This window comes from Dechloromonas aromatica RCB (assembly GCF_000012425.1).
In genome coordinates, this window is sequence record NC_007298.1 from 124352 (window position 1) to 139095 (window position 14744).

Consider the following 14744-nt stretch of genomic DNA (forward strand, 5'->3'; position numbering starts at 1 on the left):
GTGTTTCATGCGCCCAACTGGGCAAGGGCCTGCGTATGGCGCTGGACGATGCCGGCATCGCCAAACCAGTAGCCGTCCACCAGGCCGCTGGTACTCCAGTCCCGACTGTCGACCTGCACCGCCTCGCCAAGTCGGGCAGCATCGAAGGCCGCGATGATTTCGTTGATGTGTTGCTTCTGCGGGCTGATGCGCACGATGTCGATACCCATCTTCAGCATTTCTGGCATTTCGTGCAGCAGATTGTAACTCTGCGCCGACATGGTCTGAATGCCGTTGATGGTCAGGAAATCTTGCCCTTCGCGGGTTTTCAGCGTCAAACCTTCGGCATGATCAAGGCATTTGAACTGGCAGTCGTCCTTGTTCAGGTCGTAATGGCGGGCGGTGAAGCAGCGGGCCGAGAAGGCGAGCGGAATCTTGCCGAAGGCGAAAACCTCGGTCTCGACATCGGCCGGCTTTTTCCGGTGTAGCGCCTCGATCATGCTCCGTGAGCCTTCCAGTGGCGGCACCCAGCGCTTCAGGCCAAAGCGGGCGAAGGAAGCCAGCGTTGCCTCGTTGTAGATATTCAGATGCGGGCCGGCCACGAAATCCTGGCCGTGCACGAGGTTGACGGCGCCAAGGTCATTGGCTTCGAGCCAGCAGCCTGCGTCGTCGATCAGCCGGCGCAGGGCCTTGAGGTCGCTTTCCGATTCGAGCAGGGCTTGTGCCGAGACGACGACCTGCTTGCCGGCATCGGTCAGGTCGCGGGCCAGGCCGATCCAGTCAGTGGTGCGCAATTGCTGGCGACGCGAGCAGACCACTTCGCCAACGTAGATGATGTCGAGCGCGGGGTTCTGAGCCATCTCGGCGTAGAACTCCATGACCTCGCCCTTGGGCCAGAAATAGAGCAGGGGGCCAAGCGAAAGTTTCATGCTGCTTTGTCCTTTAGCGCCATGGCCGGCTGTAGGCGCCGAGCGTCGCCTGGCTGCCTTCGGAAACCTTGGACAGCTCCGCCTGCCAGGCTGGTTTTACGTGGAAGCGTTCGCTGCCATCGCGGAGCGAATCGAGCGCGGCACGCAGCGTACGGGTGACTTGTGCAACATAAGTCGGGCTACGCTGCCGGCCTTCAACCTTGATGGCCTTGACCCCGATCTTGATGATGTCCGGCAGTATTTCCAGCACGTTCAGGCTGGTCGGTTCTTCCAGCGCGTAATAGGTGTCTCCCTGCACGTCGAAGCGACCTTTGCACAGCGTTGGGTAGCCGGCTGGCTCGTCGTCGCCGAAACGGTCGATCAGGACACCGTTGAGACGGGTTTCCATGGTGCCCGGCTTCTTGTCCCATTTGACGTACTTGGCCGGCGAGCAGGCGCCGACGGTATTGGGGGATTCACCGCAGGCGTAGGAAGACAGCCAGCAGCGGCCTTCATTCATCACGCACAGGCTGCCGAAGCCGAAGACTTCGATTTCGACTGTGGTGTTCTTGATCACATGTTCGACCTGGGCCAGCGTCAGCACGCGCGGCAATACGGCGCGACGAATGCCGAATTCACGCTGGCAGAAGTTGATCGCTTCGTAGCTGGTCGCCGAGCCCTGCACGGAAAGATGCAGGCGCTGTTGCGGATGGCGCTGGCGGGCGTAGTCGAGCAGGCCGATGTCGGCCAGGATGATGGCGTCCACGCCCTGGTCAACGGCACCGTCGACGGCCTTGTGCCAATCGGCGACCCGGCCGGTCTGCGGGAAGGTGTTGATCGCCATCAGTACTTCGCGACCCTTGGCATGGGCGTAGCGTATGCCTTCGGCCATGGTCTTGGTGTCGAAGTTCAGGCCAGCGAAGTTGCGCGCATTGGTGTCGTTTTTGTAGCCGAGGTAGACAGTGTCGGCGCCGTTATCGACGGCGGCTTTGAGTGCCGGCAGGCTGCCGGCCGGACAAACGAGATCGGGCAAGGAGCTCATGGGAGGCATCCTGAATAGCAAGTGCCGGAGTATAGCCAGCGTTGCAGGAACGCCATTGATCCTAGTCAAAGCCATCGCTCGTGCCAGGCTACATTGGCCTTCATTACGGTATTATTGTGGCCAGTAATCGGCCACAGTGAGGGGCATGTTTTACTGCTCTTTCGCCAAAAGCGCCCCGCCAGTCGTGTGTCTGGCCATTGAGAAAGGTTGAGGAATGAACAAGGAACGTGTCCTCGTTGTTGATGATGAGCAATTGAATCTCTTCATCATCGAGGAGTTTCTCGAGCAGGAAGACATCGAACTGGAAATGCACAGCAATCCGCTTGAGGCTTGGGCCAGCCTGAGTGCAGCGGACAGTGATTTCTCCTTGGTCGTGCTCGACCGGATGATGCCCGAACTGGATGGCATGGAATTGTTGCGCCGGATGAAGCGGGAAGCTCGCTTTGCCGACATTCCGGTCATCATGCAGACGGCCGCTTCTTCTCCCGATCAGGTTCGGGAAGGTCTGGAGGCGGGGGCATACTATTATTTGACCAAGCCTTACGAGCCCGAAGCGCTGATTTCCATCGTCCGGGCCGCCATGGAGGATAGGCGGGGACGCAGTCAGCTACGCACCCGTGCAGCTCGTCTGGAAGAGACCCAGAAGCTGATTCAGAGTGTCGAATACCGCTTTGTGACGCTGGAGGATGTCAGTTGCCTGGTTCCGGTGCTGGCCAGCATGTGCCCGGTGCCGGATGTCGCTGCACCCGGTTTGTCCGATTTGATGGTCAATGCGGTCGAGCACGGCAATCTGGGGGTGACCTATCAGGAAAAGTCACTGCTGAAGTGGGAGGGGGACTGGGAGGAGGAAATCAGACGTCGCCTTGCCCTGCCACAGTTCCGTGATCGTTTTGCCACGGTCAGGGTCGAGCGTAATGCCGACAGTGTCGCGTTTACCATTACCGATCAGGGCGATGGGTTTGAATGGAACAAATTCCTGAGCTTCGACCCGGATCGTGCCTTCGACCCGAACGGTCGAGGTATTGCCATGGCCAAGATGATGAGTTTCTCGGCGCTCGACTACCAGGGGCGCGGCAACATCGTCGTTGCCAAGGTCAATTGCTGACGTTTAACGGGTAATGACGGTTGGTCGGAAGCCTAGTACGGCGCTGATTTTTTCGGCCACCCGGTCAGCGTCACCGCGGTTGGCATAAGGGCCGAGATGCAGGCGATGTATGCCGCTGCCTGGATTGACGCGCATCGTTTCGGTCAGCCAGTCGAGTTCGCGCAGCAGGTGATTTTTCAGATTTTCGGCGTTCTCGACATTTGAGAAGGCGCCAAGCTGCAGATAAATCCCTTTTTGTATGCCCGTATCGCCACTCATGCCAGCCATTACTGCGGTTTGGACCGGCCGTTCTTCGAGCGCCATGCGTTTGGCCAGCTGTTCGATATCGTCCCCGTTCGTGGTACTGGTGACGCGGGGCGGTGATGTGGTCTGGGCATAGGTCGTGCCGGCCAGGTCGCCTGGAATAATCGCTTCGACTTCGACCTGGCCGCTGCCGCCGTTGATCAATCCAAGTTTGTAGGCGGCAGTGTAGGAAAGGTCGATGACACGGTCGGCATGAAAAGGGCCGCGGTCGGTAATGCGGACGACCACTGATTTGCCGCTCTGTACGCTGGTTACCCGCACGTAGGACGGCAGGGCCAGCGAGGGGTGGGCGGCGGTCATCGCGAACATGTCATAAGGTTCGCCGATCGAGGTTTTCTGGCCATGGAACTTCTTGCCATACCAGCTGGCGATACCGCGTGCCTTGTAGGGCTTGACGGTGGTGTTCGGAACATATTCCTTGCCAAGCACGACATAGGGCTTGGTCGCCGGCTTGTGCAGTGGTTCCCACTTCGGTTCGGCGTCGGGAATGTCATCGAGGCCGTCCGGAATGTCTTCCGCCGGGCCGTCATCCTTGTAGAAACCACCACCCCGTTTGAGGACGGCTGTCGGCTTCCTGGTCGGCGTCGGCGACTTTGAAACAGATCCTTTTTGCCCGTCAACCGTTGTGTCGCGAATCGGACTGGGGCCGCCACAGGCGGCAAGCAGCAGCGCAAGACTCAACGGGGCGACAAAACGACTCATTTCTTGACCAGCATCCGGTGGGTATGGATCGACATCAGAATCCCAATGCCAAGGAAGAGTGTAACCAAAGCCGTGCCACCGTAGCTCATGAAGGGCAGCGGGACACCGACGACGGGCAGGATGCCGCTGACCATGCCCATGTTGATAAAGGCGTAGGTAAAGAAGCCAAGGGTGATGGCGCCGGCCAGAAGGCGTGTGAATAGCGTCGGGGCCGCCGAGGCGATGATCAGGCCGCGGCCGATGAGCAGGGTGTAGAGGAAAACCAGCGTCGCGTTGCCGATCAGCCCCCATTCCTCGGAATAGACGGCGAAGATGAAGTCGGTATGCTTTTCCGGGATGAATTCGAGATGCGTCTGCGTACCATTCAAGTAGCCTTTGCCAATGGCGCCGCCCGAACCGATGGCGATGGTGGCCTGGATGATGTGATAGCCAGCACCCAGTGGGTCGGTGGTCGGGTCGAGTAGGGTCAGGATGCGTTTACGTTGATAGTCGTGCATCATGCTCCAGATCAGGGGAGCGGCAGACCCGGCGGCGATGACCAGGCCGGCGATGACCTTCCATGGCAGGCCGGCAAAGAAGATCACGTAGAAGCCGGCAGCACCGACGAGTAAGGCCGTGCCGAGGTCGGGTTGCTTGGCGATCAGGGCAAAAGGGATGAGCAGCAAAAGACCTGCGCCAATGTAGTGCTTGAACCTGAGGGTTGCTTCATATTTCTGGAAATACCAGGCCAGCATCAGCGGCATGGCGATCTTCATGATCTCGGATGGCTGGATGCGTGTGAAGCCAAGTGGTAGCCAGCGCTTGGCGCCATTGACCTTGATCCCGAACAGGAAGACGGCGACAAGCAGCACAACGCCCAGGACGTAGAGCGGAATGGCAAAGCGCATCAGTTTCTGGGGCGGTAGTCGGGAAACGAACCACATGATGGTCATGGCCACGCCCATGTTGCCCAACTGGGAGAGCACTCGCTGGTTGCCGTCGAAGGTCGCGGAATAGACGGTGGCGAGGCCGACCGCCATGATGGTCAGCGTGATGAAGAGCAGCGGAAAATCGATGTGGGCGATCAACTGCTGCCAACTGCGGCGGAGGGTGCCAACGATGTCGATCATTCCTCGCTATCCTCTTCGATGGCGGCTGGGTCATCTTTGGCGGCACCGCCCGGCAACTTGCCGAGCAGATAGTAGTCAATGACCATGCGGGCGATAGGCGCGGCTGACTGGGCGCCGAAGCCGCCGTTCTCAACCAGTACAGCCAAGGCGATTTTCGGTTTGTCGGCCGGGGCATAGGCGATGAACAGCGCGTGGTCGCGCAGTTCTTTTTTCATGCCGCCTTCTTTGTACTGGGCACCCTTTAGCGAGAAGACCTGCGCGGTGCCGGTCTTGCCGGCTGATTCGTAAGGTGCGCCGGCAAAGGCCCGGGCGCCCGTGCCTTCCTTGTTTACGCCAACCATGGCGCGGCGGATGACATCGATATTCTGCGGCCTGAGATTGAGGTCGCGGATCGGCTTTGGTTCGACCTGCCGCTTTTCGCCCGTCTTGGTGTCTATGATGTAATGCACCAGGTGCGGCCGGAACATTACGCCATTATTGGCGATAGTCGCGGTGGCCTGGGCCAGCTGGATCGGCGTGTAAGCGTTGTAGCCTTGGCCGATGCCGATCGAGATCGTCTCGCCGGCATACCATCTCTGCTGTTCAGGCTTTTTGAAACGTTGCTTCTTCCACTCCTGCGAGGGCAGGACGCCTTTGGATTCACCGGAATCATCCTTGCCGAGATCGACGCCGGTGCGCTGGCCGAGGCCGAGCGAGCCCATGAACTTGGCGATGTTGTCGATCCCCATGTCGTTGGCCAGCATGTAATAGTAGGTGTCGCAGGAATGGACGATGGATTTGTACATGTCCACGCTCCCGTGGCCGCCCTTCTTGTCGTCGCGGAACTGGTGATTGCCGAAGTTGAAATAGCCGGGGTCGTTGATTGTTTGATTCGGCGTGCGCTTGCCCATTTCCAGCGCAGCCAGTGCAAGGAAGGGCTTGAAAGTCGAGCCTGGCGGATAGGCTCCGTTGATCGCTCGATTGACCATTGGCTTGCTGGGGTGCTCGTTCAGTTCCTTCCAGTTGTCCGGTGTAATACCGTCGACGAACAGGTTGGGGTCGTAGGTCGGATTGGAGACGAGCGCGAGAATGCCGCCGGTTGACGGGTCGATGGCCACAAGAGAGCCTTTGCGCTCGCCGAAGGCTAGCTCGGTGATTTCCTGCAATTTGGCATCGAGCGTCAGTGCCAGGTTATTGCCGGAAACCGGGGGAATTCGTTTCAGGCTGCGCAGGGCCCGGCCACCGGCATCGATTTCGACTTCCTCGTAGCCGGTCTCGCCGTGCAGTTCAAATTCGTAATGCTGTTCGAGGCCTGTCTTGCCGACGTGATCGGTGCCCTTGTAATTGGCCTGCTTTTCCGACTCCTCGATCCATTTCAGGTCGCGTTCGGTGATTCGCCCAATGTAGCCAATGGCGTGCGAGGCGATGTTGGCCAACGGGTATTGCCGGAACAGTCGGGCTTTGACCTCGACACCGGGGAAACGATAGCGGTGTGCCGCAAACTTGGCGACTTCGCCATCGGTCAGGCGGGTGCGGATGGGGATCGATTCGAAATTCTTGGCTTCGTCGAGCAGGCGCTTGAAGCGCTTGCGGTCCTTGGGCTGGATATCGATGACTTCTGCCAACGAATCAATGGTTGCCTCGAGGTCACCGGCTTGGGATGGCGTGATTTCCAGTGTGAAGGCTGAATAGTTGTGGGCCAGCACTACACCGTTGCGGTCGGTGATGACGCCACGGTTGGGCACAATGGGGATCAGCGCAATACGGTTGTCTTCGGCGCGGGTCTGGTAAAAATCGTGCTGGATGACCTGTAGCCAGACGAAGCGGCCAATCAGCACGCCAAAGGCCAGCAGGACGGTTACCGCCGCAAAACCGATCCGAAACCGAAAACGGTCGAGATCGGCTTCCGGATTATTGAAATCACCCACGTGCAGCCTGCCTTAGCATCAAATCGGGCGGTTGGGGTCTTGCTCGACCGGCCGGTACTGCGGCAGGAGCAGGATGAAGGTGGCGGGAATCCAGAGCAGCGTAGCGATCAACGGGCCCACGAAATAGCCCCAGCCGGGGAAGTCGGCGCCCACGGCAAGGCGCATCAAGGCCTGCAATACCTGCGCCGCGAGTAAGAGCGGCATGATTTGCAGGGCCTGCTGGACGAGCGGGAACCAGAGGATGCGCCGTGACAGCGAGGCCGCGGTGTAGGCCAGTATCACGTAGGCGAAGCAATGCTGGCCAAGCACCGCGCCATCGGCGACATCCATCAGCAGACCGAGTGCGAAGCCCCAGCCCATGCCGACCTTGCGGAACTCTCGAACGCTCCAGAAACACAGGACCAGTGCAATCCAGTCCGGCATCCCTGGCCAGTGTGCCGTTGGCAGGAAGTTGAGGAGCGCGGCGGCGATCAGGCTGAAGAATATGAACCAAGGCCGGACCGGCAACAGAATGCGGGATGAGGAAAAGGTTGGTTGCATCAGTGTTCTTTTCCAGCGGTTTTCTTTTTCTTGCGCAGGCTTGGTTTGTCGGAACTGCCCGGACGTCCGGATGACTCTGGCGGTGCCGGCGGCAGCGCCTTGCGCGGGTCAAGCACCATCACTTCGCCAAAATTTTCGACGCCAGCAATGGGTACGCAGAAGATACGGGCGAAGGAATAGGCGCTGTCGCGCTCGATATCGACGACCTTGGCGACCGGGAAGCCGGCCAGGTAGATGCCGTCCAGTCCGGAGGTGACCAGAATATCGCCAATCTGGATGTCGGCGTTGGCGGGCATGTAACGCAATTCCAGCTGGCCGTTGCCGAGGCCGAAAACGACTGAGCGCTGGCCACTACGCACAACCTGGACCGGCACGACCTGATCCTTGTCGGTAATCAGGGTGATTTCAGCCGAGAACGGGAAAACGCGGGTAACCTGACCGACTACCCCGGCCTCATCAATGGCGGGTTGCCCGGCGACAATACCAGCCTGCTGGCCTTTGTCCACAATGACCTTGCGCGAGAACGGGTCGCGGGCAGTGTACAGAATCTGGGTAACCTGACCGTTGGCCTTTTCGCGTTCCTTGACCGCCAGCAGCTTGCGCAACCGCTCATTCTCAACTTCGAGTTGGGCCAAGCGCTGCAGATTGGGCGCGGTTGTCAGCTGATTGTGTTTTAGCTCGCCATTTTCTAGTTGCAGGGCGCGCAGGCCTTGCAGATAACTGGCCGCGTAGTCGACCAGGCTACCCGGTGTCTGGGCAACGCGCTGCACCGGGTCGATGACCAGAGCGATGCTCTGGCGCAGTAATTCAAGGCTCTTGAAGCGCAGGTCGAGCACAAAAATCGCCAATGAAACGGCGATGTAGAAAGTCAGAAGGGCCAGCGGTGCTGGCCCTCGCTTGAAGAACGGTGGAGGCGCGTGGTCGAGGCCGGCCATCGTTCAATCCTGCCTTGCTGCGATCAAGGTTTAGTCCGAGGCAAAAATGCTGCCCAGCTTGTCCATCTTTTCCAGTGCCATGCCGCAACCGCGGGCAACACAGGTCAGGGGCTCATCGGCAACGATCACAGGGAGGCCGGTTTCTTCCATCAGCAGACGGTCGAGGTCGCGGAGCAGGGCGCCGCCGCCAGTCAATACCATGCCCTTTTCGGCAATGTCGGCACCGAGTTCGGGCGGAGTCTTTTCCAGCGCGGACTTCACGGCGGAAACGATCTGGTTCAGCGGGTCGGTCAGCGCCTCAAGGATTTCGTTGGACGAAATCGTGAACTTGCGCGGGATGCCTTCGGCCTTGTTGATGCCGGAAACTTCCATTTCCTTGACCTCGGCGCCCGGGAAGGCGGAACCGATGTTCTTCTTGATGTTTTCGGCGGTGTTCTCGCCGATCATCATGCCGTAGTTGCGGCTGATGTAATTGATGATCGCTTCGTCCAGCTTGTCGCCGCCGACGCGCACGGAACCGGCATAGACCATGCCGCCGAGCGAGATGACACCAACTTCGGTGGTGCCGCCGCCGATGTCGACGACCATGGAGCCCGTTGCATCGGAAACCGGCAGGCCGGCACCGATCGCAGCCGCCATCGGCTCCTCAATCAGGTAAACCTGGCTGGCACCGGCGCCGAGGGCGGATTCGCGGATGGCGCGGCGTTCGACCTGGGTCGAGCCGGACGGAACGCAGATGATGATGCGCGGGCTCGGGCTGAACAGCTTCGAGTCGTGCACCTTTTTGATGAATTGCTTGAGCATTTGCTCGGTGACGGTGAAGTCGGCAATCACGCCGTCCTTCATCGGGCGGATAACAGTGATGGTACCCGGTGCCTTGCCAAGCATATCCTTGGCTTCCCGGCCGACGGCCTGGATGGTCTTTTTGGCATTGGGGCCGCCTTCGAGGCGGATGGCGACGACCGACGGCTCGTCCAGAACGATGCCGCGAGCACGCACATAGATCAGCGTGTTGGCAGTACCAAGGTCAATGGCGAGGTCGTTCGAGAAGTATTTGCTGAGGAAACCAAACATGTATGCTCCGCTTGGGGGGTGCGGTAGGGAAAACTTTTATGATACCTTATAACGCTTTCCATTTTAAGACTTTGTGCACTGCAAAAAAGTCTTTGGCACCCATGTCGCTCACATTAGAACAGGTTAAGCGCATCGCCCATCTCGCCCGAATCGAGATCAGTGATGACGAGGCCTTGACCACCCAGGGCCACCTCAACGGCATCTTCCAGTTGATCGAACAAATGCAGGCGGTTGATACCACTGGTATCGAGCCGATGGCGCATGCCCAGGATGTCAGCCAGCGCCTGCGTGAAGATGCAGTTTCCGAGGGTGATCGCCGTGCCGCCTATCAGGCCGTCGCCCCGGAAATCGAAGCAGGGCTCTACCTTGTGCCGAAGGTGATCGAATGATCAACGCCAGCCTGAAAGAATTGTCGCTGGCCTTGGCCGCGAAGAAGGTTTCCAGCGTCGAATTGTCGTCGTTGTTCCTCGATCGCATCGAGCGTCTGAATCCGACTCTGAATGCCTTCGTGACGGTTGATCGCGAGAAAAGCCTGCAAATGGCCCGCGACGCGGATGCGCGCATCGCTGCCGGCACGGCCGGCCCATTGACCGGCATTCCCATCGCCCAGAAGGATATCTTCTGCGCCGAGGGCTGGCTGAGCACCTGCGGCTCCAAAATGCTGGCCAACTTCGTCTCGCCCTACGATGCGACGGTCATCCGCAAGATGCACGCCGAAGCCGGATTGGTGTCGCTCGGCAAGACGAACATGGACGAATTCGCCATGGGTTCGTCGAATGAAACCTCTTTCTTCGGTTCAGTGCGTAACCCCTGGGATACCCAACGCGTACCGGGCGGTTCGTCTGGTGGTTCGGCCGCGGCAGTTGCCGCCCGTCTGGCTCCGGCGGCCACCGGCACCGACACTGGCGGCTCGATCCGCCAGCCAGCCGCGCTGTGCAACTTGACCGGTCTGAAGCCGACTTATGGCGTGGTTTCCCGCTATGGGATGATCGCTTTTGCCTCGTCGCTTGATCAGGGCGGTCCGATGGCGGCCAGCGCTGAGGATTGCGCCCTGCTGCTCAACACGATGGTCGGTTTCGACGAACGTGATTCGACCTCGCTTGAGCGTCCGGTCGAAGACTATGCCCGCGATCTCGACAAGCCGCTTGATGGTTTGCGCATCGGTTTGCCCAAGGAATTCTTTGGCGAAGGTTGTGATGCCGAGGTGATGGCCGCCGTGCGTGCTGCGATTGCCGAATACGAGAAGCTCGGTGCGACCTGCGTCGAAATTTCTCTGCCCAATTCCCACTTGTCGGTGCCAGCCTACTATGTGATCGCACCGGCCGAGGCCAGTTCCAACCTGTCGCGTTTCGACGGTGTGCGCTATGGCTATCGTGCCCCGGAGTACGGCAATCTGGACGACATGTACATGAAAACCCGAGCCCAGGGCTTCGGTGCAGAAGTGAAGCGCCGCATCCTGATCGGTGCCTATGTGCTGTCGCATGGCTACTACGACGCCTATTATCTGCAGGCTCAGCGCATTCGCCGTCTGATCGCCAACGATTTCGTCGAGGCTTTCAAGCATTGCGATGTGATCATGAGCCCAACCTCACCTTCGACCGCCTTCAAGCTCGGTGAAAAGGCTGCTGATCCAGTACAGATGTACCTGTCGGACATCTATACGATTGCGGTTAATCTGGCTGGCCTGCCCGGCATGTCGATTCCCTGTGGTTTTGTCGGTGGTTTGCCGGTTGGCCTGCAACTGATCGGCAATTATTTTGCCGAGAACCGCTTGCTCAATGTCGCTCATCGCTATCAACAGGCGACCGATTGGCATCAACGTCGCCCGGGTGGCATTGAATAAGATGCGCCTCCTTTGGACTCTGCTGGCTGCGCTGATGTTGGTCAGTTGCGCAGAAACGCCCAAAACTCCGGAGGAGCCTGCGGCGCAATCGAGTGCCGAAAAGCCGGCGGCTGCCGAAGAGACACCGAAATTCAAGAATTCGACCCTGAAGTACCTGGCTAACCGCAACCTCAAGCCGCAACCGACGCGCCCGCTCAACGTTCGTTCGCGCTGCTCGCACAAGGACGCGATCGGCACCCAGACCCGGCTCGATCTGCTGGTCAAGGAGGCCGATGTCAAGAAATTCGATGCCCAGGTCAGCATGAAGGGCTACGGCACCTGTCGCTTCAACTTGGACGACTTCGAGCAGGTCGAGAAGCTGCCGCAGGCGCTGCTGCGCCACAAGAAGCAGTCGGATTGCCTGGTTCGCATGTGGGAGCAGGGTCCCAAAGTAACGATTGCATTCAACAGTTGCCCCAAGTCCTGCGAGGGAAAGGCTTTCGACTACCTCTGGCCGATCATGGTCGAGGCGAAGAGCGGGCAATGTTTCTAAAACGGATGAAGCTATGACTCAGTGGGAAGTGGTAATCGGCATCGAGACGCATGCGCAGCTCTCGACGGTTTCGAAGATTTTTTCCGGCGCCTCGACGGCGTTTGGTGCCGAACCGAATACCCAGGCTTGCGCGGTTGATCTCGCGCTGCCCGGCGTTCTTCCAGTGTTGAACAAGAAAGCAGTCGAGTGCGCCATCCGCTTTGGCTTGGCGATTGGTGCCGAGGTGGCGCAGAAGTCCGTTTTTGCCCGCAAAAACTACTTTTATCCGGATCTGCCCAAGGGCTACCAGATCAGCCAGATGGACCTGCCGGTGGTGGTTGGCGGCAACATCACGCTGCAGGTCGGGCAGGGCGACAAGGCATACGAAAAAATCGTTCGTCTGACCCGTGCCCATCTTGAAGAAGATGCCGGCAAGTCGCTGCATGAAGATTTTCATGGCAAGTCGGGTATCGACCTGAATCGGGCTGGTACGCCATTGCTCGAAATCGTTTCCGAACCGGACATGCGTTCGTCCGACGAAGCGGTCGCCTATGCCCGGGCATTGCATGCGCTGGTCCGCTGGATCGGCATCTGCGACGGAAACATGCAGGAAGGCTCCTTCCGCTGTGACGCCAATGTTTCGGTGCGCCCGAAAGGCCAGGCCGAATTTGGCACTCGCCGCGAGATCAAGAATCTCAACTCCTTCCGGTTCATGAAGGAAGCCATCGATTTCGAAGTCCAGTGGCAAATCAATGAAATCGAGGAAGGCCGCAAGATTCAGCAGGCCACAGTGCTGTTCGACCCGGATACCGGCGAGACGCGCATGATGCGGAGCAAGGAAGACGCGCACGATTACCGCTACTTCCCAGACCCCGATCTATTGCCGTTGATGATTCCGGCCGAATGGATCGCCCGCGTTCAAGGTGAAATGCCAGAGTTGCCAGTGCAGAGACGCGAGCGTTTTGCCGGCGACTTGGGTCTTTCCGCCTACGATGCCAGCGCGCTGACGGCAAGTCAGGAAATTGCCGATTATTTCGAGGCTGTCGTCGCGATTGCCGGCAAGGCCAATGCGAAGCCCTGTGCCAACTGGGTGATGGTCGATCTGGCGGCCCGTCTCAACAAGGATGGCAAGGATATTGCCGATTCGCCGGTTTCAGCGGCTCAACTGGCCGGTCTGATCCAGCGGATTGCCGATAGCACCATTTCCAACAACATCGCCAAGAAGGTTTTCGAAGCCTTGTGGAATGGCGAAGGGGCGACGGCAGATGAGGTCATCGACAAGCAAGGCTTGAAGCAGATTACCGATACTGGCGCCATCGAAGCTTTGGTGGACGAAGTGCTCGCTGCCAATGCTGCCAACGTGGCTGAATTCAAGGCTGGCAAGGAAAAGGCGTTCAATGCGCTGGTTGGCCAAGTGATGAAAGCAGCCAAGGGCAAGGCCAACCCGCAGCAGGTCAATGACCTGCTGAAGCAGAAACTGGCGGGTTAATCAGCGAGTTGCTGGCGCCGCGCCACTGTAAGGCGCAGCCGGCGGTCGGCGGGTCAATTCGAAGTAGCGCTTGCGGTCCGCATCGTACTTGGCTTTGATTGACTCGAAGTCCTTCTTCTTGATATCGAGCAGTTCCTGCTGCAGCCTGATTTCGTGGTCAATGGCGCGCAGTTCCTTGTCGAGTTCGGCGGGGAGTGCCTTTTTCTTGTAAAACTCGGCTTCATCAGCAAACTTTTTGCGCTTGGTGCGGGCAGCATCAATGCGGGCAATGGTCGACAGAATGGCGAAGTTCACGTCGGCCTCGGCTTTTTGTTGCGCCAGGTCGATATCTTCAGGCGTCGTGTAGGTATCGAGCAGCGCCTGGTCCCGGCGGCGTTGCTCGCGGCTGGCATCTTCAAGCTGTTTCTTGCGACGGTTTTCAACGATTTGCTCGGCCTTTTGCTCAGGCGTGAGCGGTGGCCCCACTTCCTTGATGATATTGCCGCCGCTGTCGAGGACCCGATAGGCACGGCCACGACATTGTTCGGGCAGCGTGTCGCCACAGACCCGGCGACCGCTGACCGGATCGTGGCAGCAGTAGAACTCTCCGGCTGCCTGTGCTGAAGTGGCCAGCAACAGGAGAAGGGTAAGGAGTGCCCGCTTAGGCATCGACCCCGTACTGCTCACGGTAGTGGGCAACGGCCTCGCGATGGTTGGCAAAATCCGGGCGCTCGGCTAGGAAGGTCATCAGGTCCTTGAGCCCGGCAACGGCGACGACGGGGATGCCATAGTCGCGCTGGACTTCCTGCACTGCCGAGAGTTCGCCCTGTCCGCGCTCCTGGCGATCCAGCGCAATCAATACGCCTGCCGGGGTGGCGCCGGCGGCGCGGATCAGTTCGACTGATTCGCGCACGGAAGTTCCGGCGGAAATAACGTCATCGACGATCAGGACACGTCCGGTCAATGGCGAGCCGACGATGTTGCCGCCCTCGCCATGGTCCTTGGCTTCCTTGCGGTTGAAGGCAAAAGGGAAATTCTTGCCGCGCTGAGCAAGCGATATGGCAATGGCAGCCACCAGCGGAATGCCCTTGTAGGCCGGGCCGAAAAGCATGTCGAACTGGACGCCGCCGGCTTCTGCTGCTTTGGCGTAGAATTCGGCCAGACGTCCAAGCGAGTTGCCGTCGTTGAACAGTCCGGCATTGAAAAAGTAGGGTGAAAGCCTTCCTGCCTTGGTTTTGAATTCGCCAAAACGCAATACTTGGCAGCCAACTGCAAATTCGATGAAATCCTGACGAAAATCCATAATCCTCTATTCCTG

At 59.0% G+C, this 14744-nt stretch carries 15 protein-coding genes; 5 read left to right on the plus strand and 10 right to left on the minus strand.

Annotation, left to right across the window (positions count from 1 at the left end):
- Positions 1 to 5 precede the first annotated feature (5 nt).
- Both DARO_RS00600 and ubiU read right to left on the minus strand, forming a co-directional pair.
- Positions 6 to 908, minus strand: a complete 903-nt coding sequence (locus DARO_RS00600) for a U32 family peptidase (protein ID WP_011285877.1) — start codon at positions 906 to 908, stop codon at positions 6 to 8.
- Between the two features lie 13 nt (positions 909 to 921).
- On the minus strand, positions 922 to 1929 hold the full coding sequence (gene ubiU / locus DARO_RS00605) for a ubiquinone anaerobic biosynthesis protein UbiU (RefSeq protein ID WP_011285878.1): 1008 nt from the start codon (positions 1927 to 1929) through the stop codon (positions 922 to 924).
- A gap of 214 nt (positions 1930 to 2143) precedes the next feature.
- Here ubiU and DARO_RS00610 point away from each other — a divergent pair, with 214 nt between their 5' ends.
- Positions 2144 to 3034 (plus strand): response regulator, encoded by an 891-nt coding sequence (locus DARO_RS00610; RefSeq protein ID WP_011285879.1) that lies wholly within the window; start codon positions 2144 to 2146, stop codon positions 3032 to 3034.
- 3 nt (positions 3035 to 3037) lie between these two features.
- Here the strand turns inward: DARO_RS00610 and DARO_RS00615 are convergent, their stop codons facing one another.
- The 6 genes from DARO_RS00615 to DARO_RS00640 are packed head-to-tail and all read right to left on the minus strand — an operon-like array spanning position 3038 to position 9604.
- Positions 3038 to 4039, minus strand: coding sequence for a septal ring lytic transglycosylase RlpA family protein (locus DARO_RS00615; protein WP_011285880.1), 1002 nt, complete (start codon positions 4037 to 4039; stop codon positions 3038 to 3040).
- Complete coding sequence (gene rodA, locus DARO_RS00620) at positions 4036 to 5148, minus strand: rod shape-determining protein RodA (RefSeq protein WP_011285881.1); 1113 nt, start codon at positions 5146 to 5148, stop codon at positions 4036 to 4038. Before rodA ends, DARO_RS00615 begins: the two co-directional genes overlap by 4 nt.
- On the minus strand, positions 5145 to 7055 hold the full coding sequence (gene mrdA, locus DARO_RS00625; RefSeq protein ID WP_011285882.1) for a penicillin-binding protein 2: 1911 nt from the start codon (positions 7053 to 7055) through the stop codon (positions 5145 to 5147). The genes rodA and mrdA overlap by 4 nt, the downstream gene beginning before the upstream one ends.
- Positions 7056 to 7073: 18 nt before the next feature.
- Positions 7074 to 7595 (minus strand): rod shape-determining protein MreD, encoded by a 522-nt coding sequence (gene mreD, locus DARO_RS00630; protein ID WP_011285883.1) that lies wholly within the window; start codon positions 7593 to 7595, stop codon positions 7074 to 7076.
- Entirely contained in the window at positions 7595 to 8530 is a 936-nt protein-coding gene (mreC, locus tag DARO_RS00635; RefSeq protein ID WP_011285884.1) for a rod shape-determining protein MreC, read from the minus strand. The genes mreD and mreC overlap by 1 nt, the downstream gene beginning before the upstream one ends.
- A gap of 30 nt (positions 8531 to 8560) precedes the next feature.
- Positions 8561 to 9604 carry a rod shape-determining protein gene (locus DARO_RS00640; protein WP_011285885.1) on the minus strand — a complete coding sequence of 348 codons (1044 nt, stop codon included), beginning with the start codon at positions 9602 to 9604 and terminating at the stop codon, positions 8561 to 8563.
- Between the two features lie 101 nt (positions 9605 to 9705).
- Here DARO_RS00640 and gatC point away from each other — a divergent pair, with 101 nt between their 5' ends.
- Genes gatC through gatB form a run of 4 tightly spaced genes read left to right on the plus strand, consistent with a single transcriptional unit; the run spans position 9706 to position 13447 of the window.
- On the plus strand, positions 9706 to 9993 hold the full coding sequence (gatC, locus tag DARO_RS00645; RefSeq protein WP_011285886.1) for an Asp-tRNA(Asn)/Glu-tRNA(Gln) amidotransferase subunit GatC: 288 nt from the start codon (positions 9706 to 9708) through the stop codon (positions 9991 to 9993).
- Entirely contained in the window at positions 9990 to 11447 is a 1458-nt protein-coding gene (gatA, locus tag DARO_RS00650) for an Asp-tRNA(Asn)/Glu-tRNA(Gln) amidotransferase subunit GatA (RefSeq protein ID WP_011285887.1), read from the plus strand. The genes gatC and gatA overlap by 4 nt, the downstream gene beginning before the upstream one ends.
- A 1-nt stretch (position 11448) precedes the next feature.
- Positions 11449 to 11979: a hypothetical protein gene (locus DARO_RS00655; protein WP_011285888.1), complete on the plus strand. Its 531-nt coding sequence runs from the start codon at positions 11449 to 11451 to the stop codon at positions 11977 to 11979.
- 13 nt (positions 11980 to 11992) lie between these two features.
- Positions 11993 to 13447 (plus strand): Asp-tRNA(Asn)/Glu-tRNA(Gln) amidotransferase subunit GatB, encoded by a 1455-nt coding sequence (gene gatB / locus DARO_RS00660; RefSeq protein WP_011285889.1) that lies wholly within the window; start codon positions 11993 to 11995, stop codon positions 13445 to 13447.
- Here gatB and DARO_RS00665 read toward each other — a convergent pair whose 3' ends face one another.
- A complete protein-coding gene (locus DARO_RS00665; RefSeq protein WP_198134083.1) occupies positions 13448 to 14113 on the minus strand; it encodes a hypothetical protein in 666 nt (221 codons plus the stop codon). It lies immediately after the preceding gene.
- On the minus strand, positions 14088 to 14729 hold the full coding sequence (gene pyrE / locus DARO_RS00670) for an orotate phosphoribosyltransferase (protein WP_011285891.1): 642 nt from the start codon (positions 14727 to 14729) through the stop codon (positions 14088 to 14090). The genes DARO_RS00665 and pyrE overlap by 26 nt, the downstream gene beginning before the upstream one ends.
- Between the last annotated feature and the right edge of the window lie 15 nt (positions 14730 to 14744).